At 44.1% G+C, this 20,412-nt stretch carries 17 protein-coding genes and 2 tRNA genes; 5 read left to right on the top strand and 14 right to left on the bottom strand.

The window, feature by feature from the left end; translation table 11 throughout:
* Positions 1-80 precede the first annotated feature (80 nt).
* The 4 genes from ACAM39_RS10325 (at position 81) to ACAM39_RS10310 (ending at position 4,549) form a co-directional block, all read left to right on the top strand.
* Positions 81-2,300 carry a M3 family metallopeptidase gene (locus ACAM39_RS10325; RefSeq protein ID WP_369628606.1) on the top strand — a complete coding sequence of 740 codons (2,220 nt, stop codon included), beginning with the start codon at positions 81-83 and terminating at the stop codon, positions 2,298-2,300.
* 39 nt (positions 2,301-2,339) lie between these two features.
* The gene (locus ACAM39_RS10320) at positions 2,340-2,591 is read left to right on the top strand and encodes a YheV family putative metal-binding protein (RefSeq protein ID WP_100285209.1); all 252 of its coding nucleotides are present in this window, start codon (positions 2,340-2,342) and stop codon (positions 2,589-2,591) included.
* 255 nt (positions 2,592-2,846) lie between these two features.
* Positions 2,847-4,019 carry a hypothetical protein gene (locus ACAM39_RS10315; RefSeq protein WP_369627616.1) on the top strand — a complete coding sequence of 391 codons (1,173 nt, stop codon included), beginning with the start codon at positions 2,847-2,849 and terminating at the stop codon, positions 4,017-4,019.
* 29 nt (positions 4,020-4,048) lie between these two features.
* On the top strand, positions 4,049-4,549 hold the full coding sequence (locus ACAM39_RS10310) for a hypothetical protein (protein ID WP_369627615.1): 501 nt from the start codon (positions 4,049-4,051) through the stop codon (positions 4,547-4,549).
* Positions 4,550-4,794: 245 nt separating this feature from the next.
* Here the strand turns inward: ACAM39_RS10310 and pnp are convergent, their stop codons facing one another.
* The 14 genes from pnp to tpiA all read right to left on the bottom strand — a co-directional run bounded on the left by pnp (position 4,795) and on the right by tpiA (position 18,223).
* Entirely contained in the window at positions 4,795-6,936 is a 2,142-nt protein-coding gene (gene pnp / locus ACAM39_RS10305; RefSeq protein ID WP_369627614.1) for a polyribonucleotide nucleotidyltransferase, read from the bottom strand.
* Between the two features lie 395 nt (positions 6,937-7,331).
* Positions 7,332-7,601, bottom strand: a complete 270-nt coding sequence (gene rpsO / locus ACAM39_RS10300) for a 30S ribosomal protein S15 (protein ID WP_135890029.1) — start codon at positions 7,599-7,601, stop codon at positions 7,332-7,334.
* Positions 7,602-7,809: 208 nt separating this feature from the next.
* Positions 7,810-7,995: a hypothetical protein gene (locus ACAM39_RS10295; protein ID WP_369627613.1), complete on the bottom strand. Its 186-nt coding sequence runs from the start codon at positions 7,993-7,995 to the stop codon at positions 7,810-7,812.
* A 41-nt stretch (positions 7,996-8,036) separates the two neighbouring features.
* On the bottom strand, positions 8,037-8,561 hold the full coding sequence (locus tag ACAM39_RS10290) for a type 1 glutamine amidotransferase domain-containing protein (RefSeq protein WP_369627612.1): 525 nt from the start codon (positions 8,559-8,561) through the stop codon (positions 8,037-8,039).
* Between the two features lie 420 nt (positions 8,562-8,981).
* A complete protein-coding gene (gene truB, locus ACAM39_RS10285) occupies positions 8,982-9,941 on the bottom strand; it encodes a tRNA pseudouridine(55) synthase TruB (RefSeq protein WP_369627611.1) in 960 nt (319 codons plus the stop codon).
* Between the two features lie 20 nt (positions 9,942-9,961).
* Positions 9,962-10,978: an Lnb N-terminal periplasmic domain-containing protein gene (locus ACAM39_RS10280; protein WP_369627610.1), complete on the bottom strand. Its 1,017-nt coding sequence runs from the start codon at positions 10,976-10,978 to the stop codon at positions 9,962-9,964.
* Positions 10,979-11,046: 68 nt separating this feature from the next.
* The gene (locus ACAM39_RS10275; protein WP_007115084.1) at positions 11,047-11,436 is read right to left on the bottom strand and encodes a ribosome-binding factor A; all 390 of its coding nucleotides are present in this window, start codon (positions 11,434-11,436) and stop codon (positions 11,047-11,049) included.
* A gap of 105 nt (positions 11,437-11,541) precedes the next feature.
* Positions 11,542-14,271 carry a translation initiation factor IF-2 gene (infB, locus tag ACAM39_RS10270; protein ID WP_369627609.1) on the bottom strand — a complete coding sequence of 910 codons (2,730 nt, stop codon included), beginning with the start codon at positions 14,269-14,271 and terminating at the stop codon, positions 11,542-11,544.
* A gap of 13 nt (positions 14,272-14,284) precedes the next feature.
* Positions 14,285-15,766, bottom strand: coding sequence for a transcription termination factor NusA (nusA, locus tag ACAM39_RS10265; RefSeq protein WP_065264333.1), 1,482 nt, complete (start codon positions 15,764-15,766; stop codon positions 14,285-14,287).
* A gap of 117 nt (positions 15,767-15,883) precedes the next feature.
* Positions 15,884-16,393: a ribosome maturation factor RimP gene (rimP, locus tag ACAM39_RS10260; protein WP_007115081.1), complete on the bottom strand. Its 510-nt coding sequence runs from the start codon at positions 16,391-16,393 to the stop codon at positions 15,884-15,886.
* A 225-nt stretch (positions 16,394-16,618) separates the two neighbouring features.
* A tRNA-Met gene (locus ACAM39_RS10255) sits at positions 16,619-16,695 on the bottom strand.
* 69 nt (positions 16,696-16,764) lie between these two features.
* A tRNA-Leu gene (locus ACAM39_RS10250) sits at positions 16,765-16,849 on the bottom strand.
* Positions 16,850-16,956: 107 nt separating this feature from the next.
* Positions 16,957-17,277, bottom strand: a complete 321-nt coding sequence (secG, locus tag ACAM39_RS10245) for a preprotein translocase subunit SecG (RefSeq protein ID WP_036594931.1) — start codon at positions 17,275-17,277, stop codon at positions 16,957-16,959.
* 91 nt (positions 17,278-17,368) lie between these two features.
* Positions 17,369-18,223, bottom strand: coding sequence for a triose-phosphate isomerase (gene tpiA, locus ACAM39_RS10240; protein ID WP_369627608.1), 855 nt, complete (start codon positions 18,221-18,223; stop codon positions 17,369-17,371).
* Between the two features lie 457 nt (positions 18,224-18,680).
* Between tpiA and pilB the strand changes: the two genes are divergently transcribed.
* Positions 18,681-20,387, top strand: a complete 1,707-nt coding sequence (gene pilB / locus ACAM39_RS10235; RefSeq protein WP_369627607.1) for a type IV-A pilus assembly ATPase PilB — start codon at positions 18,681-18,683, stop codon at positions 20,385-20,387.
* The last annotated feature ends 25 nt before the right edge of the window (positions 20,388-20,412 follow it).

Genomic DNA, 20,412 nt, shown 5'->3' with positions numbered 1-20,412 from the left:
GCGGTTTTTATGCTAAAATTTTGGGCAATGACGACTTTTACTCTCAATCATCAACGAGCGATAAAAAATTGGAAAACAGTATGACCAACGATGTAGAAAATCCGACAGAAAATTTGCACCTTGTTGAATTTAATCAATTAGCGCTTGAGCGACTCAAGACGGCAATCGATGGGGCGTTGGCGAATGGACATGCGTTTTTGACTATGCTCGATGATGAAGCTGGGCTCGATGACCTCGATAATACAGCTGGGCAAGCTAATAGCCAAGTTAACGATGCACAGCTCAGCAGCCAGCAAGCGCTCAATGATATTATCGCCTTTGACCATGTGAATTTGGCATTGGACCGTAGTTGGGGCTTGCTATCGCACTTAAATAGCGTGGTCAGTGATGAGCCAATTCGTGCGCTGCATCATGCATTATTGCCCGCGCTTTCTGCTTACGGCACCGCGGTTGGTCAACATCTACCGCTGTATCAACGCTATCAGCGTGTGGTGAGCGATCAGTCATTTTTTGAGCGTTTAGAGCCTGCAAGACAACGCTCGTTGACTTTGGCGCTACAAAGTTTTGAGTTATCTGGTGTGGGTTTAGCGGAGGCGCAAAAACAGCAATTTGCCACCCTTGCCAGCGAGTTATCTACGCTATCGGCTAAATTCTCCGATAACGTGCTCGATGCTACCCAAAGCTACTTTTTACCGTTAAGCGAATCGCAACTGGCAGGACTGCCTGAATCTGCGCTTGCCATGCTGGCAGATGCGGGTAACCGATACACAGAAAAATTCCCGGAGCAAGTATTGGCAACGCCTTATGTCGCGACACTTGATATCCCAGTCTATCTTGCGGTGATGACCTATGCCGATGACCGCGAGTTACGCGAAACCTTGTATCGTGCGTATGTCACCCGTGCCTCTGAACTGTCAGCGCAGCCAGAATTTAACAATGCCGATATCATGGCGGATATCATGGCAAAACGCGCACAAAAAGCCCAGTTATTGGGCTATGACAATTTTGCTGAGTTATCGCTTGCCACCAAAATGGCGGACAATGTCGACACTGTAGAGCAGTTTTTACGGGATTTGGCAGACAAAGCACGACCCTTTGCCATGCAAGATTTAAAACAACTGCAAGTTGAAGGGTTGGCGTTTGGCATCGGTGATGAGGGCGATGAGGTGCGACCTTGGGATACGGCGTATCTGGCAGAAAAGGTTAAACAACGTCAATTTAATCTATCGCAAGAACAAGTGCGTCCGTACTTCCCAGTGCCGACGGTCATCGTAGGCTTATTTGAGATTGTGCAAAAACTGTATGGCATTCAGATTGAAGATAAAACTGCAAGCACGCAGCGCTGGCATGATGACGTGCGTTTTTATCAAGTTTTTAATGAACATCAGCAGCTTATCGGTGGTTTTTATTTTGATTTATATGCCCGTCCTGGCAAACGCGGTGGCGCATGGATGAGTGGCTTTCAAGCGCGTTATCAACACGATGATAGCGGTTATCAGCAGTTACCCGTTTGTTTTATGGTGGCAAACTTTACCCCTGCGCCAACGGGTGCACAGCGCGGCAAACCCAGCTTATTAACCCATGATGAAGTGTTAACGCTCTTTCATGAGTTTGGACATGGGCTGCATCATCTGCTGACTGAAGTGAATGTGGGCGATGTGGCAGGCGTGAATGGCGTCGAATGGGATGCAGTTGAGCTACCCAGTCAGTTTATGGAAAACTGGGCATGGCACCCTGAAGGCATTGCATTAATCAGCCGTCATGTCGATACAGGCGAAACACTGCCAGAGCGCATGCTACAAAGTATGCTCGCTGCCAAAAATTTCCAAAGCGGCATGCAAACACTGCGCCAGCTAGAGTTTGCGCTATTTGATTTGTTATTGCATGCCAAAACCCCAGCACCCGACTATCCCCAGTTATTGGCGTTACTTGACAGCGTGCGTGCCGATGTGTCGATTATGCCGACCGCCAGTTATAACCGTTTTGCCAATGGTTTTAGTCATATTTTCGCAGGCGGCTATGCGGCAGGGTATTATTCTTACAAATGGGCAGAACTGTTGTCAGCCGATGCGTTTAGCAAGTTTGAAGAGACCAGTATTTTTGATAAAAACGCTGGCAAATCCTTCCGCGATAACATTTTAGCCAAAGGCGGTAGCCAATCTGCAAAAGCCAACTTTGAGGCATTTCGCGGTCGTGAAGCCCGTATTGATGCGCTGTTACGCCACTCAGGATTTTTAACCAGCAGCTATGATGAACTGCTGAGCGATGACACCGATAACGCCAACACCCAAGCTTGGTAACAAGGTTGTCAAAATACAGGCTAGTAAAAAGAAGAAACTATGAGATATCAATCCAATCGCCCCAAACGTCAATTTTTGGCAGGGGTGGCTTGTCCAAGCTGTAAAGCACTGGATAAAGTTGTTCAGATTCAGCTATATCAGCCCGAGTATGATGAGTATATCGAGTGTACGGCATGTGGCTATACCGAGCGTCGCCCAACACCTGATGAGATCGTTGACATTCAGCAATCCAATCATCAGGAAACTGTTCATTATGGAGACGATGGCGCGGGTATTGTTAGGTTTAAATAAGCCAAGTTTAAGCGGTTTGGGTAAATTTTGGCAAGGTTAACTATTTAAGTGCCCGTCATACAATTAGGCTGGTCAAAGTATGGCGGTTAAAGTAGGTTTTTGTCCCAAAAGTTGTTATTTTTGATTGCGGTTTGTTATAGTAACAAGCAAACGAATGTACACCATCATTTTCATGCCAGCTTGGTATATACATCGCTAGCATGAAATCGTACAGACATCTGACCCGCCCGACATGGATAGGGATAGTGATCCAACATGAAATTATTTAGCCTAAAAAAAGACAATGACTCTACAGCCCCGTCTAGCGAAGATGCCAATCCATCATCACAGCTGGCTGAAAATCCAATGATAGACGTGTCAGATAATCCGTTGCAGCTTGATACAACTAATCAGCCGCCGATGCAATCGACTAAATCCCCAGAAACGACAACAATCAAAGATGCGTTTTCGCTAGATAGCATTGATTTGAACCAGTTAGAAGATGAATTACTTCATGGCAAAACGGACTATACGGCAGATAACACAAAAGCGGCTGATACTGTCGCGCCTAAAAAGCTGAGTTTTGATGATTTTGATTTGGATGAGCTACCCAGCGTTGTTGAACCCAACACCACTGTGACTCTCCAAGACACTGCTAATACAGCGACAGTGTCACAGCCCGTACCGTCACAGACAACCGATAACGCGCTGATATTTGGTATTGATAACCTACCGTTAGCAGCTAAGCCAGACCCAGACCTAAACCTAGGTCTAGAATCAGACACGCATAGCGCGCAACCACAGCCCATCGCACCAGAAAGTAATGATAAAAAAACTATCGAGACTATCGAGAAGACGCCACCCGTTGTATTAACCAAAACAGAACCCGAAATGAAAGCGTTTATCCCCCAAACCCCAAACCCATTTTTAAGACCGCCAAGTCAACCACTAACAAAACGGACGTTAAAAAAACGCAATCAACTTGGGTTGCTAGTGGGTGCAGGGTTGGCACTGGCTGCCTTGGCATGGTTTTTTATGGGGCAGTCAAGCGAGCCCAACAAAGCTACCGTGCAATCACAGACGCAGACCCAAGCACACGCAACACCCAAAACTGCAGCGCCTATAGTAAAACCACAAGCTAGCGCTAGCTTGCCTGCCGCGTCAACCGTCGCAGTGGATGCAACCACTAGTTCAGTCCATGAGACCGCAGCGCTACCGGCAATCACGCCAGAAGAAATTCTTACGCCGACACTGCCTGAAGATCCGGCGCTTGCCAAAGAAGAGCTGAGCCGATTGTCAGAGCAGAGCGCGCAGCTAAAAGAGCAAGAAACCATGATGCAAGACCAGCTGCGTATGATGAATGAGCTGAGTAGTAAAAAAGAAGAGCGTATTCAGCTGCTAGAACAGCAAGTCGCACAGCTTGAACAGCAAAAAGCCGCCAACAAATAACCACCAACAAATAATTGGAAAGCTAAGTAGTGCTGACCCAAGTCGATAAAAAAACCTTGTTTCAAGACCGCTATCAAGCGCTCATTATGCCCGTCCCGGTGTCAGGTATTTTTCGTCATCGCGCCTTACTTAAGTACCAATCGCTATATCCTGAGCATTATACCATTTACAAGCAAGCCTGTGAGCGTTCGCAGCTGTTACTCGGTGATGTGTTACAGTTTAACCCGCAGCGTGATTTGGCGGGTATGGCAGTCGGTGGGGCATTGTCAAAGCCACAGTTCATCGTGGATATGGCAATCACAGAATTTGCTGAAAATCCGCCGCATGTTGAGTATATGGTGTCAGCGTTACAAAAGTTAGAGAAAATTGTGTTTGATTGGGGACGGTATCAAGGTATTCGCCGTGTGGCAATATTGGCAAGTGATGAGCTCATTTTGCCAAAGGATAAAATTTTTGATGAAGATATTTTGCCATTAATGGAAAAATACCTTCAGCCTGTGAGCAATTTGAATGTGATGGTTTATCGTTAACGCTATTATTTTAAATAGTTTTCAATGGTTAAGATTTTATCGAGGGCTACTCAGCGATTCACTTTCGTTATCGGTATATTGCAAGTAGTAAAATATCAACGCGGTCAAAACCTTCTCATCATCGGGCATTTTTTTAATTACTGTAATGATGTTTTCATAGCGTTTGCCAAAATTTATTCCAAAAAAAAACGCTTTACCATACGATAAAGCGATTTTCATTTTTTGACAATTAAACTTTAATAAAATTATTCAGCCGCTGGCGTTTCAGTATCAGCAGGTGCAGTTGGCGCTATGGTTTGATCCACGCCTTTCATGGTAAGTTTAATACGTCCACGGTTGTCGATGTCTTGTACCAGTACATTCACCATTTGACCTTCTTTTAGCACATCATTTACATTCTCGATACGCGCATCAGAGATTTGTGAGATATGCACCAGACCGTCAGTGTTAGGTAATACATTGACAAACGCACCAAACTCAACAATACGAGCCACTTTACCTGTGTAAGTCTTGCCGATTTCTACTTCTGCCGTAATCGCCTCGATTTTAGCAATCGCGGCTTTGGTCGCGGCTTTGTTTTCACCAAAGATACGAATGGTACCGTTGTCATCAATATCAATCACTGCGCCTGTTTCTTCAGTCAATTGGCGAATGGTTGCACCACCTTTACCAATCACGTCACGGATTTTTTCAGGGTCGATATCAATCACTGCAAAGTTTGGTGCATGGGCGTTGATTTCTTTACGGCTGGTTGCAATCACTTCATTCATCGCATTTAAAATATGGATACGACCCGCATGCGCTTGGTGCAGGGCTTTTTCCATAATCTCTGGCGTGATACCTTCAATTTTGATATCCATTTGTAGTGCAGTCACGCCATTGGCAGAACCCGCGACTTTAAAGTCCATATCGCCTAGGTGGTCTTCATCACCCAAGATGTCAGAAAGCACGGCAAAACGTTCGCCTTCTTTAACCAGACCCATTGCGATACCAGCAACAGGCGCTTTTAGTGGTACGCCGGCATCCATTAACGCCAGTGATGCGCCACAGACGGATGCCATTGATGATGAACCATTGGATTCAGTGATGTCAGATACAATACGAATCACGTATGGGAAACGGTCACTATCTGGCAGCATGGCTTGTACACCGCGGCGTGCTAGACGACCATGACCGATTTCACGGCGTTTTGGACCGCTGTCACGACCCGTTTCGCCCACTGAATAACTTGGGAAGTTATAATGCAGCATGAAGTGGTCTTGTTTGGTGCCCGCAAGGGTGTCAATCATGTTCACATCACGGCTGTTGCCAAGCGTGGTGGTAACGAGCGCTTGTGTTTCACCGCGCGTAAATAGCGCTGAACCATGCGTGTAAGGCAGTACACCAACTTGGATGTCTAAGGCACGGACAGTTTGCAAGTCACGACCATCGATACGGGGTTTGCCAGACAAAATATTGTCACGTACTGTACGGTATTTTAGCGTCTCAAATAGCTCTTTGATTTGTGCCACGTTGTCGGCATAGCCTTCGGCTTCTGCGTCACCGGCTAAGGCTTCAATCGCTTGGTTTTTGATTTCATCAAGGCGAGTATAACGGCTGGCTTTTTCGCTGATGGTATACGCCTCTGAAATCGCTGCAGCAAATTGATTTTGTAGAGCAGTTTCTAAGGCTTCGTTGACGGCAGGGGCAACGAATTGGTTTTTTTGTACGCCAATTTCTTTGGCAAACTCATTAATGGCATCAATCACGACTTGTTGCTGGGCGTGACCGTATAGTACCGCGCCAAGCATTTGGTCTTCTGATAGTTCTTTGGCTTCAGATTCGACCATCAATACCGCAGACGACGTACCCGCGACCACCAAATCGAGCGAGCTTTGTTTTAGCGCTTCATGGTTTGGGTTTAGCACATATTCATCGTTGATAAAACCGACACGTGCCGCACCAATCGGACCATTGAATGGCGCTGATGAAATCGCCAATGCCGCTGAAGTACCAATCATCGCTGCGATATCAGCATCTTGTTTTTTGTCTGACGAAATCACCGTGGCGGTCACTTGGATTTCGTTGAAGTAGCCTTCAGGGAACAATGGACGAATCGGGCGGTCAATGAGGCGTGAGGTCAAGGTTTCCATCTCAGATGGGCGACCTTCACGTTTGCCATAGCCACCTGGGATTTTACCAGCAGCGTACATTTTTTCTTGGTAGTTGACGGTCAATGGGAAAAAGTTTTGACCCGCTTGCGCCTCGTCTTTTACCACAACAGCGACTAGTACAGAGACGCCGCCCATGTGGACGACGACTGAATTAGCTTGGCGTGCGATACGACCTGTTTCTAAGGTAACTTGTTGATCACCATATTGGAATTCTTTAGTAATGATATTAAACATAATGCGGTTTTATCCTTAGTGTGATGAAATAGGGCGATTTAAGTTTTAGTAATAGCCCCTAACGTTTGTGTTCTTTTCAAAAAATACAAACGTTAGAAGCAATCTACCAATTCGCTTGATAGCAGCCTTAAATCAGCCTAAATTAAAAAATACTTTTAAAAAGTAAGTGTAAACTGCAATTGTGCAGGCACAATGCGTTGTCTATTTTACCTAGTTTTGTGGCGAATCACCACCTTTTAACTGCGCTTTAACCACTAATAGCAAACGATGGGTAATGACTAAGCTAACAGCGAGGGTAAAAGTGAAAAGAAATTCACTAAAAATATTGAACCCATAAAAAAGCGGCTACCCAAAAGCAGCCGCTGATTGAATAAAGCTCATAATGCGCTGATAGATTAGCGACGTAAGCCTAATTCATTGATCAATGCAGTATAACGGTCTGCATCTTTACGTTTTAAGTAATCAAGCAAAGTACGGCGTGAGTTAACCATACGAATCAAACCACGACGGCTGTGATGGTCAGCTTTGTGTGCTTTAAAGTGTGGTTGTAAGTCATTGATACGCGCTGTTAATAACGCCACTTGAACTTCAGGTGAACCTGTGTCGTTTTCAGCGCGTTGGAATTTTGCGATTACGTCTGCGCGGTCTTGGTTAGTCAACATAATATTTTCCTAGCTTTTTTAGCATAAAATGAGAAGCCTAATCGGCTAACAATCGAGTCGATTAGTGTAAAAAAATCAGGATAACCACGCTTCTCAGTAGTTAACCGTCAAAAAGGAGCACTATTTTACCAAATATTGCCCAATAAAAAAACCCTAATTTGCATTAGGGTGTTGAATTTATTAAGGCTTTCAATAGATTCAAGTTTTCAATTTACTGGTTACCCGTGGGCTGTTTGGGTATTTCGCTATGAAGCTGGTCAAGCTGCTCTTGTGGCGCGGTGGTGAGTTTATCAGAAGTCACTTCATCCGCATCATTAGGCGTTATGTCAGCAACAAACGTCGCGTCAGGTGCTTTCTTTTCCATTTTTTCAATATCTGTCATGGTAGTCGGTTGCATGGCAATCTCCTTTTTTTCTTATGTTCTATCAAAATCAAAGCTTATTTATTCAATGCTTGGTCAATCGCTTCAGCAAAATCTGGAATATCTTCAGGTTGACGACTGGTAATCAAATTATCGTCTACCACCACCGATTTGTCTTCAAACTGCGCACCCGCATTTTTTAGGTCAACAGCAATGGTTTTATAAGCGGTTAATTTTTTACCACGGGCAATTTCGGTATCCGCAAAAATCCACGGTGCATGACAAATCGCTGCGACAGGTTTATCCGCATTCATGAATGCTTTTACCATCGCTTGAGCATCAGTATTCGCCCGCAACGCATCGGCATTGGCACCGCCACCTGGTAACACAATGGCATCATAATCGGCGGCGTTGGCTTCACCAATTAATAAATCAGCGGTAAAAGTGTCAGCAGGATCAGTATGATTAAGCCCGCGCACTTGTTTTTTTGGTTGTGTGGTGATTAACGTGGTTTGGTGACCTTTAGCTTTAAGGAGTTCATTGGTTTGGGTGTATTCGACTTGTTCAAAGTCGGTATCAAGTAAAATAGCAATCTTAGCCATGGTAATTATCCTATTGATGTCATTATTTAAGTGAGTTAATTAAAGTTAAAAAAATTGTTGTTGTTATCGATTCATCTTTTGTAGTTTGGGCGTTTTATTTTGAGATTATTATTTGATTTTTCTATTTAATTTTTATTTTATTAATGATATTTTTATTAATTATATAAAGTTCTCTAAATAAGCCGCTGTATGGTGTTTATTAGCAAAGCTTCATTAGAAAAGTTTGCTAAGCAAAGAAGCAAGTGAATCAATACCATTAAGAATATTAAGAATAAAGAAATCGCCGGATAAAAACTGCTACTAAAGCGTCATGTTTTGTATCAATGCATAAAAAACGTACTCGCTTTGTGACATCACATCGCCCATTGAGCAAATTATGTGAACACAGCAAAAAATTAGCAAGATGGTAGGTTTACTGACTTACTGTGGCGGGTTTAAATTAACCAGCTTCATCGGTTGTAAACGCCCATTGGGTTCAAGTAGTCCCGTGCCCAAAAATTGCTGATGGTCGTCAAACAAGCGAAACGTTTGATTGGCGGTTAAGTTAAGCTGCTGAGTTAACATGGTTGTCTTGACGTTTAAGCGTTGACCCTGTCGGATGCGCTTTGATTGGCTATCGTCTAATAGTAAGCTTGGTAGTGAGTGAACGCAGGCATCCACTGCTAATAGCTGATCAAACCGCGCTGCAAAATCGAGCGCTGCAAAGTCGGCTAATGGGATGGCATCGGCAATTTCAAAATCACCCGTCTGTATACGCCTAAGCGCTGTCAGATGTCCTAGCGTGCCCAGCGCTTTGGCAATATCTTCAGCGAGCACGCGCACATAAGTGCCTTTGGAGCAAGTGACGGTTAATTCCAACTGTTGAGCGGATAGGGGAGTAAGTGAAAGCTTATAAATGGTGAGAGGACGTGCTGCTCGCTCCACTTCAACACCTTCACGCGCAAGTTCATAGAGCTTTTTGCCGTCTTTTTTGAGCGCGGAGTACATGGGCGGTACCTGCATTATCTCACCCAAAAATTGCTCAGTGACGCTTTGTAGCATCGCTTGTGTCACACGCGGTAAAGGAGAAGTGGCAATTATCTCACCCTCAGCATCCCCTGTATCGGTTTGCTCGCCAAGTTTGATAATGGCTTGGTAAGATTTGATGGCATCGAGTTGGTAGTGGCTAAACTTGGTAGCCTCTCCCAGACAAATCGGCAGCAAGCCTGTTGCCATTGGGTCAAGGGTACCGGTATGACCCGCTTTTTTACTGTCGTGCATATCAGATTTGAGCAAGTATTTGACTTTTGATACCACTTGCTGGGATGTCATCCCTTGCGGTTTATCAATCAGTAAGACACCAGAGACGATGGATTTGGCTGTTTTTGGTTGGGTCATCATGTTAGGGATTTATCAATTCATTAAAAGTCGGTTCGAATCAGCTGCGAGTAATCTGCTGCGCTAATAGGGTGGTTGACAGAATACGGCTTTGACTTTGGGTTAATGTGTGCCCGTTGTTGCCACTGCTGCAAGCTATAGCGGTTATCAATCAATTGCTGGTCATACAGATAACTGGGAATATAGCCTGATAACAGGATACGATAATCAAATGGCAAAGGTTGGATATCATCAATCAGCTCATAAATTGCCGTGGTACAGTTATTTACCAATGAATTATACCATGTCGGCTGCGTTTTTAAGGACTTAGCTTTCGCTAGATACGCAAGCAGCAGCGCTTTAATATGGTCTTTTGGCATATTAATGGGATAAATATAAACATCTTCATGACGGATATTACTACGGGTATAAATAATATCTTTTTCATCGGCAGCGATAATCACCAATTCAAACTTGCGAAAAAATCCACCCAGCGTACTAAATTCTTCATTGACTTCTTTGCGAATCTCGATGGATAACGCAAGCTGCTTTCCATCACTAAACCCAAAACTCACTAGCGTATGGGCAATGGCATCGCCCATCCAATAAGAGGCTATAAAATCGACAGTTTGCAGCTTTGCCAAGTCGTATTGTCTAGTTTCCCAGCGCGGCTGAAAATAGGTTTTATCTTGCCAATCAAAATTTCTAACATTGCTAATGGTGAGTGTGTTGCCATCACTGTCAAGCCGATAGTCTAACATTTGGGCAACTTCAGGGTTCCAATCACGCGCATTGCTAGCTGACATCGAAAAAAAACTGGCAATGGCAATCGCCACCACCGCAAAAAAAATCAATAATAAAGACTGGTGAGAAAGTAGGGGTGAAAATAGGGTTGGTTTGATGATACTGACCAAAACAGCGAGGGTAAAAAATACCCATACACTAATCAGTGCCAGACTGACATATTTGCCTAAGGGCTGATGCGTCCATACAAACACCCCGACCCACAGACTTGAGAGAATAATGATGATAAACTTAATGATACCCCAAAGTAACTGCATTCAACATCCCTGTTAATGACTTAAAGTGACAAATAGGCTCGTCTAGGCTCGTCATGGCCTACAACGCATCAGTCGTCTGATGGCTGACCTTCGCTACTTTGTACGGCTTTAGAAATCAGATTCATCATATAGTTAGCGTTAGCGGTCACTTCATCATAGTGAAAGCGTAGACGTGGGGTAGTGCGGGTTTTTAGCAAATGACTGAGCTCAGTACGCAAAAAACCTGATGCTTTGTTCAGCACTTCTAAGCTCTCAGTATGATAATCTTTTGCCATGGCATCATCCATCGACTTTTCCATGATGGTGACATAGATATCAGCATAACCCAAATCTGGGCTGATTTTGACACTAGAAATGGTCACAAACCCAGTCAAGCGTGGGTCGTTAATCTCGTCACGAATCAAAACCGCTAGGTCGCGCTGAATTTGATCGGCAAGACGTTGTAAACGTTGATTCATTGGTAATCCTTTTTATAGTAAAAAAAGGTCTAATTAACCTAGATTAATTAGACCTCTGGGAAGGTTGCTAATAGCAAGCTGGCAGTATTAGGTTGTCAGCTTAGCTTATAAGGTACGTTTGACTTCATGAATTTCGAAGACTTCAATCTTATCGCCTTCTTTTACTTCATAACCTTTTACCGCTAGACCACACTCCATACCAGCGCGCACCTCATTAACATCCTCTTTAAAGCGACGTAATGATTGTAATTGACCTGTGAAAATAACTTGGTCATCACGCAATACCCGAATTGGCTTGTTACGGATGATATTGCCTTCCGTCACCATACAACCCGCTGCATAACCAAAGCGACTAGAGTGGAAGACTTCACGTACTTCTGCGATACCCAAGATTTGCTCACGATGTTCTGGCGCAAGTAAACCGCTCATTGCCGCTTTCACATCATCAATCAACCCATAGATAACACTATAATAGCGAATATCTAAGCCTGCTTCATCCGCTTTGCGTTTGGCAGCGGTATCAGCACGAACGTTGAAGCCTAATAACACCGCTTCACTTGATTCAGCGAGTACCACATCCGATTCGGTGATTGGACCGACACCCGATGAGATGACTTTGACTTTAACTTCATCGGTAGATAATTCATCAAGCGCGGTTAACAAGGCTTCTAGTGAACCTCGAACGTCAGTTTTAAGAATCAAATTAACGGAAGGCAGTTTTGCATCACTCATTTGGTCAAACAAGTTTTCTAAGCGTGATTTGGCTTGACGTTCAAGCACTTTTTCACGCTCACGCACCGTGCGATATTCTGCCACTTCGCGCGCACGTTTCTCATCTGAAACCACCATAAACTCGCTACCAGCCGCTGGTGTATCAGGCAGACCTAAGATTTCAACAGGAATCGAAGGACCCGCTGAGGTGATTTTTTGACCGTTTTCATCGGTCATAGCACGGACGCGACCATAATATTCGCCAGCAAGTACCAAGTCACCTTGATTTAAAGTACCTTGTTTAACCAGCAAACTGACCACGGCACCGCGACCTTTTTCAAGACGTGATTCAATCACCACACCTTGCGCTGCACCGTCAGTAGCGACTTCAAGTTCCATCACTTCTGCTTGTAGGTTAATCACCTCAAGCAATTCATCGATGCCTTGACCTGTTAACGCAGAGACCTTGACCACCGGTGTGTCACCGCCCCATTCTTCAGGAACGACTTCTTTGGTGGTCAGTTCGTTGAGCACGCGGTCTGGATCGGCGCTGTCTTTATCCATCTTGTTGATAGCCACGATAATCGGGGTACCTGCGGCACGCGCATGGTCAATCGCTTCAGCCGTCTGCGGCATCATACCATCATCAGCTGCAACCACTAACACCACGATATCTGTTGCTTTGGCACCGCGAGAACGCATCGCGGTAAATGCGGCGTGACCTGGGGTGTCTAAGAAAGTAATAACACCTTGATCAGTCTGCACATGATAAGCACCGATATGCTGAGTAATACCACCTGCCTCGCCTGATGCCACTTTACTTGAACGGATCTTATCGAGCAGGGACGTTTTACCGTGGTCAACGTGACCCATGATGGTAACCACAGGCGGACGCGCTTGGACGTTGCTACTTTTCTCGCCCACCGCCTCACGTAATGAGTCTTCAACTTGCGTTGAACTCACAAGCACTGGGTTATGACCCATTTCTTCAACAAGTAGGGCAGCGGTCTCTTGGTCGATAGATTCGTTTTCACGGACCAACTCGCCCATTTTCATTAACATTTTGACGACTTCGCGTACTTTGATTGCCATTTTTTGGGCAAGTTCAGATACCACGATGGTCTCACCGATTTCAACGTTATGCACGATTTTCTCAACCGGTTTCTCAAATTTATGTCTATTGGCCTGCGATGATTTTAAGCCGCGACCACGATTCTTAATTTCTTGCTCACCCTCATCGTCACGGCGACGACGACGGTTTTTGTTCGCAGTGCTTGCGGTTCCGCGTTTAATTTCACGGCGTTCTTGTTCAAATGAGTCTTCAAGCGCTGCGCCCACCAAACCTTCTGCCAATGGCTCATCTTTTTTGACAACCATCGTAGTTTCAGTATCGGTTTCGCTGTATTTACTCGCCATTTGGCGCATTTGCTCAAGGGTACGCTGCTGAGCTTCTTCAGCGGCTTTACGGCGATTTTCTGATTCGATTTGACGTAAGCGTTCTTCTTCTGCTTCACGCGCTTTGCGTTCACTATCCGATTCTTTTTTCGGCGCAGGTTTTTTCTCAGCTTTTTTGACTTCGATTGCAGCAGTTTTGTTGCCTTTTTTGACTACCACACTGGTGGTTGTGTGCTCTTTGGCAGCTTGACTACCACCACCTAAGTTAGCACGCATTGCTGCAAGGGTAGCTTGTTGACGCGCTTCAGCAGCTTGTTTGGCCTTGTCTTTTTCAGCTTGTTCTTGGGCGGCTTTTTCTTTTGCCAAACGCGCTTTTTCTTCAGCGTCTTTCGTCGCTGCCTCACGAGACGCGAGCTCCTCAGCAATTTTATTGGGATTTGGTTTATCAAATACCATTTTTTTGCGCACTTCAACATTGACACTTTTGGCTTTACCAGAAGTGCCTGTCACACGTGCAGTAGAAGTAGTTTTGCTTTTTAAGCTAATGCGAGGTTTGTCATTTTGACCATGACTTTGTTGTAAAAAGCTGACCAGTTTTTGTTGTTCGCTATCGGTGACGATGTCATTGTCACCGCGCGCAGACAGCCCTGCCTTGACCAGTTGATTATTAATTGCTTCAACGGTCTTTGTGGTCATTGCTGCAAGTTCTTTTACGGTTTTATCTGCCATTCATACACCTTTTTTAATTAAACCATGATTCACGGGCTTTCATAATAAGCTCACCTGCGGTCTTTTCATCAAGACCTTCGATATCTTGGATATCAAAGATGGCTTGTTCGGCAAGGTCGTCGACGGTGATGACATCACGTTCGGCAAGCTTGTAGGCCCATGCTTGAGTCATGCCTTCAAGGTTTAGAAGCTCTTGGCTTGGCTCTTTAATATTTTGTTGTTTGACCAATTCATCGGCAATCACCGCTTCTTTGGCACGTTCTTGGATTGCGTCGATGGCGTCATCATCTAGCCCATCAATGTCATAGAAAGTCTCAGCAGGGACATACGCCACTTCTTCAAGTGAGGTAAATCCAATATCCACCAAGGCTTGTGCCAAATCTTCATCGACTTCAAGACGTGTGTAGAATAGGTCGCGATATACTTTGGTTTCTGATTCTTGTTGAGCATTGTACTCGTCTTCGAGCATCATGTTAAGACGATAGCCTGTTAATTCTGATGCAAGACGCACGTTTTGACCTTGTGAGCCAATTGCACGGGCCAACTGATCGTTAGTGGCAAAGATGATATCTGCCGTTTTGGTATCTTCATCAAGAATAATACGATCGACATCGGCAGGTTCCAAAGCGCTGATAATGTACTGCACCGGATCATCCGACCATACCACTACGTCGATACGCTCGCCTTCAAGCTCTTGTTGCACGGCTTGGATACGAGTGCCACGCATACCAATACAAGCACCGACGGGGTCGATACGATGGTCATTGGTTTTGACTGAAATCTTAGCACGTAAGCCAGGTTGACGCGCAACATCACGAATTTCAATGATTTGCTCAGCAATCTCTGGTACTTCTTTTTGCATCAGTGCTGTCAGCATTTGGGGTGAGGTACGAGACAATACGAGCTGAGCACCACGGTTATCGCGATTGACTTGCTCTAAAATCGCATTGATACGACCTTTGATGCGTAGTTGCTCACGCGGCAACATTTTATCGCGTGGTAGATAGCCTTCGACATTATCGCCCAAATCAATAATATAACCATCGCGCGCCGGTTTTTTGACTTCACCGGTAATCATCTCGCCGATACGATGTTCAAACGCATCTGCCACCAGTGAACGTTCAGCTTCACGGATTTTTTGAATGATGACTTGTTTTGCTTGGGTAGCGGCAATACGACCAAATTCAATGGATTCGATTTGTTCTTCTTTGACGTCGCCGATTTTCCACTCGTTTTCATCCAAATCGCTAATCGCTAGTTGACAGGCAGGCATTTCATGATCTTCATCTGCCACTACTGTCCAATAGCGGTAAGTGTCATAGTCACCTGTTTTGCGATTGATATGCACGCGAACAGCAACTTCAGGTTGCTCACTATAAACTTTCTTTTTGGTCGATACCACCAAGGCTTGCTCAATCGCTTCAAAAATATCTTCAGGATTTAAGCCTTTTTCATTACTGACGGTTTCAACGACCGTTAAAATTTCTCGATTCATGTAATCACCTATAATTTAAGTCATTCTAGACTTTATTCTTTAAAATCTTGCTTTTAGCTAGAAAAAAGTTAGCTAGAAGACATAGCGTAAAAAAGGCGTTAACCCCAAATTTAAAAGCTAAAATTGGTAGACCAAATTGGCTTTATCAATATTATCAAGCTCGATGGCTAAAAGTTGGTCATTGACTTGATCGTTTTCGGTTTTGACCGTCAACTGGCGCTCGTCAATATTGACCAATTCGCCTGTTACTTTACGGCGCTTATCACTACCTTGTCCAATTGCATGAATCAATCGTAAGCTGATGGTTTGCCCCACATAGTCATGCAGCTGCTCAGCAGAAAAAAACGCGCGGTCTAAACCGGGTGAGGACACCTCAAGTAGATACTCGCCTGCAATCGGGTCGTGTAAGTCTAACACACCACCGACTTGGTGGGTGACCGCAGCACAGTCTTCAATGGTGACTTGTTTGCCTTCGGCACGGTCTTCAGGTAGGGCTTCAATATAAATACGAAGAAGAGAGCGTCGACCTTGTGGTACAAATTCAATACCCCACAAGCTCACATCACAGGCAGTTACTGCTGGCTCAATGATTTGGGTCAGTTCAGCAACTTTCGTTGATAGTTTCATGATATCCTTTAGAGTTGATTATTAACATCTTTGTTGATTTTAAAAGCTGATTTTAAAAATTGGCAAGTTACTAAAACGCAACCGCTAATTTAGCAAAACTTAAGTTTTTTCGAAACCAATAGATACAAAAAAACCCACAAACTAATTGGTGGGCTTTTAAATCAATAAAAGTGTGTCTAAATTGATTTTTCTAGTAATGATACCAAAGCAATGCTACTAGAAAAGTGGTAGCGGGGGCTGGATTTGAACCAACGACCTTCGGGTTATGAGCCCGACGAGCTACCAGACTGCTCCACCCCGCAACAATTTAGAGAGCGTATTATAGAGTGAGATATTAACCTTGTCAACAGTTATTTAAAATTAATTTTAGTTGGTGCGAATGGAGGGACTCGAACCCTCACACCTTGCGGCACTACCACCTCAAGGTAGCGTGTCTACCAATTCCACCACAATCGCAAAAAACCAAACTACTTTAACCAAGCTGTTTTTAAATAACAACACTCTAAAATAGACGCTGTATTCTAGGTCAAAACTACCAATAACGCAACATTTTTTTTAATAACTTATTTGGCAGGTGTAGGCGTGGTTGGTGTAGGGCTTGCAGGCGCAGTATTGGTCGCTAGACTGGTATCAAGGGTACGACTAGATAGCGATTGCTGTTTGGCAAATACTGCCAGTGTCATACTGGTGATAAAGAAAATTGCTGTTAAAACTGCCGTCAAGCGCGTCAAAAAGTTGGCAGAGCCAGACGCACCAAATACGGTTGCCGAACCGCCTGCACCAAATGAAGCGCCCGCATCGGCACCTTTACCATGTTGAACCAAAATCAGACCAATCATTGAAATCGCGACAATGATATGAACCACTAAAATTGCATTATACATACTTATCTCTACAAAACTTGATAGCACTGATGCCCAACAAAAACGCTGTCAGTGGCAAAAGTAAGAAATTTTAAATGGGTGCCATTTTACCTTAAATTTGGGCAAATGCTTGAATAATTTGTGTAAAGCTCGTCGCGTCTAGTGATGCCCCGCCTACCAAAACCCCATTTACATTTGGACATTGGGCGATTTCTGCGGCATTATCCGCTTTCACGCTGCCGCCATACAATATCGGTGTGGTCGCTAAAGAGGCGTCTATGTCCGTTAAGGTGGTGTTGATAAAGGAATGAATGTTTTGTACTTCTTGTATGGTTGGGATTTTACCTGTACCAATCGCCCAAACCGGTTCATAAGCAATAATCAATCGCGATGCTAAGTTACCCAATTGGGCGTTATCAACTTGAGCGCCTTCAAATTTGGCGTTAGCAAATTCGGCGGCTAGTTGTTTAACTACCATTAATTGTGCTGCTAGCACATCTTGGGTCTGATTTTGCTCATACTGGGCTTGTGTTTCACCGATACAAAAAACAACGGTTAAATCGTGTGCAAAGGCATTGCGAATTTTTTGGATTAAACAAGCGTCATTTTCATTAAAATATTGACGGCGTTCTGAATGTCCGACTAAAACATAATTTACTTGAGCGTCCTTGAGCTGAGCACCCGAAACTTCCCCAGTAAACGCGCCTTTATCGGCGTGTTGTGCACATAAGTTTTGCGCAGCTAGCCCGATGTTGCATGAGCCATGTTGGATGGCTTGTTGCGTGGTCGATAAATGCATAAAACTCGGGGCGACAACCACGTTACAGCTTTGCAGTGCATCTGCCGGTATCTGCTGGTGTAAATCGGTCATGAGGGCTGTGACAGTCAGCTGTGTGCTAGGATTCATTTTCCAATTAGCAATCACCCAAGAATTCTGCCAATTTGCTACATAATCAGATGCTTTCATAATGTCCCTGTCAATTGAGGTAAGTGGTTATCTAAGAATTTGCAAATTATAAATGTCAAGATAACCTTAAAGTATAAGTAACGCTATTTAACCTATCATGATATAAAAAATCACCCTTTAAAAATATCAAGATATGCCAATAGGAGGATTTAAAATACCAAGCGTAAATATCAGGCGTAAAATGGTACCTATTATATAAGCAATTGCCGCGATTTGCCGAATAAATTATTGGGTTATGAAAGCGAGGTGTTTAAAGAAAGGATAAAGAAGGGATAAAGTATAAAACAGTTTTATCAAGGTTGATGGATGGAGATAAAATGCGATAACAAATTATTTATAGTTGAATTCACGGATTTGTCGAGAATGATTTGTTAATATATAAATGAATAGTTTACACTAACAAACATTAGCCAAACATTAGCCCATTTGAATAAATATTGAGTAAACGAGAAAAACGATGGCAGCATCCCTTCCTGGTTTTGGTGGCATTGCCTCGCGATTAGTGCATGAAGGACTAATTAGCGAAGCGGCAATGCAAAAAGTATTGGCAGAATCGCAGCAGCAAAAAACAAATTTAATCGCCTATGTGGTTGAAAATAAGCTCGCGCAAGCTGACGCAGTAGCGTGGGTAATTTCGCGAGAATTTGGCGATCCCCTCATTGATTTGGATGCCATCAATGTCAACTATATTCCAAAAGAAGCGGTTGATGAAAAAATTATTCGCGAATTTAATATTCTGCCGATTTTCCAACGAGGTAGCCGCTTATTTGTTGCCATGAGTGACCCGACGCGGGTGGATGCTTTAGATGCACTGCGATTTGGTACAAGATTTACTGTAGAAACAGTGGTTGCCGAACACCACAAAATCAAATCACTCATCGAAAAAATCTTTGCTACCAGCAATTTAGCTGATTTTGATGATATGGAAGCGGTGGAGTTTGATGAAAACCGTGCCGATGACGACAATAGTGCCACCAGTCATTTAGATGTCAATGATGAAGCGCCTGTCGTCAAGTTCGTTAATGGGATGCTCATCAAAGCCATTACCATGGGCGCCTCAGACTTACACTTTGAACCCTATGAAAAATCTTATCGCGTGCGTTTTCGTATTGATGGGGTGTTACAAAAAATGGCAAATCCACCGACGCAGCTAGCGGGTAAAATTGCTGCCCGCCTGAAAGTCATGTCACAAATGGACATCTCTGAACGCCGCGTGCCGCAAGATGGTCGTATCAAATTAAAAATTTCCAAGGATAAGGCGATTGATTTTCGTGTCAACTCACTGCCAACCTTATTTGGTGAAAAAATCGTACTGCGTATTTTAGACCCATCATCAGCGATGCTAGGCATTGATGCACTCGGCTATGAGCCGGACCAAAAGCAACTATTTATGGATGCGCTGGCAAAACCGCAAGGGATGTTATTGATTACCGGCCCTACTGGTTCGGGTAAAACTGTCTCCTTGTACACGGGTCTTAATATCTTAAACACGGTTGAGACCAATATTTCCACCGCAGAGGATCCCGTTGAGATTAACCTTGAAGGCATCAATCAGGTCAATGTGAACAATAAAGTTGGCTTGACCTTTGCCAGTGCGCTCAAATCATTCTTGCGTCAAGACCCTGATATTGTGATGGTCGGTGAGATTCGTGACTTGGAAACGGCTGAAATTGCTGTCAAAGCTGCCCAAACAGGGCATATGGTGCTGTCAACCTTGCATACCAACTCAGCGCCAGAAACCTTAACGCGTCTGCGTAATATGGGTGTGGCATCTTTTAACATTGCCACCTCAGTCAATTTGGTAATCGCACAGCGCTTAGCCCGTCGCCTTTGTAAATCCTGCAAAAAACCGACAGATGTGCCAAAAAATAGCTTGCTTGAAATGGGCTTTATGGAAGAAGATTTGGCAAATCCCAGCAATGTCATTTATGAGCCCGTTGGCTGCGCTGAATGCCGCGATGGCTATAAAGGACGTGTTGGTATTTATGAAGTGATGAAAGTAACACCAGAGATTGCCCGAATTATTATGGAAGACGGCAACGCTATTGAGATTAAAGACGCGGCTTTAAAGCAAGGGTTTAGGGATTTAAGGCGCTCTGGCATTTTAAAGGTTCTACAAGGCACGACCAGTATCCAAGAGATGTATCGTGTTACTAGCGAATAGTGCGTTTTTCATCCGTCTTTATTGA

This window comes from Moraxella sp. K02, assembly GCF_041154755.1.
Lineage (GTDB): Bacteria > Pseudomonadota > Gammaproteobacteria > Pseudomonadales > Moraxellaceae > Faucicola.
The sequence above is the reverse complement of the archived record's forward strand: the minus strand, read 5'-3'. Positions and strand labels throughout refer to the sequence as shown.

Coding starts and splice junctions, on each gene's coding strand:
- ACAM39_RS10325 (WP_369628606.1), top strand. CDS start 81: ATGACCAACGATGTAGAAAATCCGACAGAAAATTTGCACCTTGTTGAA.
- ACAM39_RS10320 (WP_100285209.1), top strand. CDS start 2,340: ATGAGATATCAATCCAATCGCCCCAAACGTCAATTTTTGGCAGGGGTG.
- ACAM39_RS10315 (WP_369627616.1), top strand. CDS start 2,847: ATGAAATTATTTAGCCTAAAAAAAGACAATGACTCTACAGCCCCGTCT.
- pnp (WP_369627614.1), bottom strand. CDS start 6,936: ATGTTTAATATCATTACTAAAGAATTCCAATATGGTGATCAACAAGTT.
- ACAM39_RS10295 (WP_369627613.1), bottom strand. CDS start 7,995: ATGCAACCGACTACCATGACAGATATTGAAAAAATGGAAAAGAAAGCA.
- ACAM39_RS10290 (WP_369627612.1), bottom strand. CDS start 8,561: ATGGCTAAGATTGCTATTTTACTTGATACCGACTTTGAACAAGTCGAA.
- truB (WP_369627611.1), bottom strand. CDS start 9,941: ATGATGACCCAACCAAAAACAGCCAAATCCATCGTCTCTGGTGTCTTA.
- ACAM39_RS10280 (WP_369627610.1), bottom strand. CDS start 10,978: ATGCAGTTACTTTGGGGTATCATTAAGTTTATCATCATTATTCTCTCA.
- ACAM39_RS10275 (WP_007115084.1), bottom strand. CDS start 11,436: ATGAATCAACGTTTACAACGTCTTGCCGATCAAATTCAGCGCGACCTA.
- infB (WP_369627609.1), bottom strand. CDS start 14,271: ATGGCAGATAAAACCGTAAAAGAACTTGCAGCAATGACCACAAAGACC.
- nusA (WP_065264333.1), bottom strand. CDS start 15,766: ATGAATCGAGAAATTTTAACGGTCGTTGAAACCGTCAGTAATGAAAAA.
- rimP (WP_007115081.1), bottom strand. CDS start 16,393: ATGAAACTATCAACGAAAGTTGCTGAACTGACCCAAATCATTGAGCCA.
- secG (WP_036594931.1), bottom strand. CDS start 17,277: ATGTATAATGCAATTTTAGTGGTTCATATCATTGTCGCGATTTCAATG.
- tpiA (WP_369627608.1), bottom strand. CDS start 18,223: ATGAAAGCATCTGATTATGTAGCAAATTGGCAGAATTCTTGGGTGATT.
- pilB (WP_369627607.1), top strand. CDS start 18,681: ATGGCAGCATCCCTTCCTGGTTTTGGTGGCATTGCCTCGCGATTAGTG.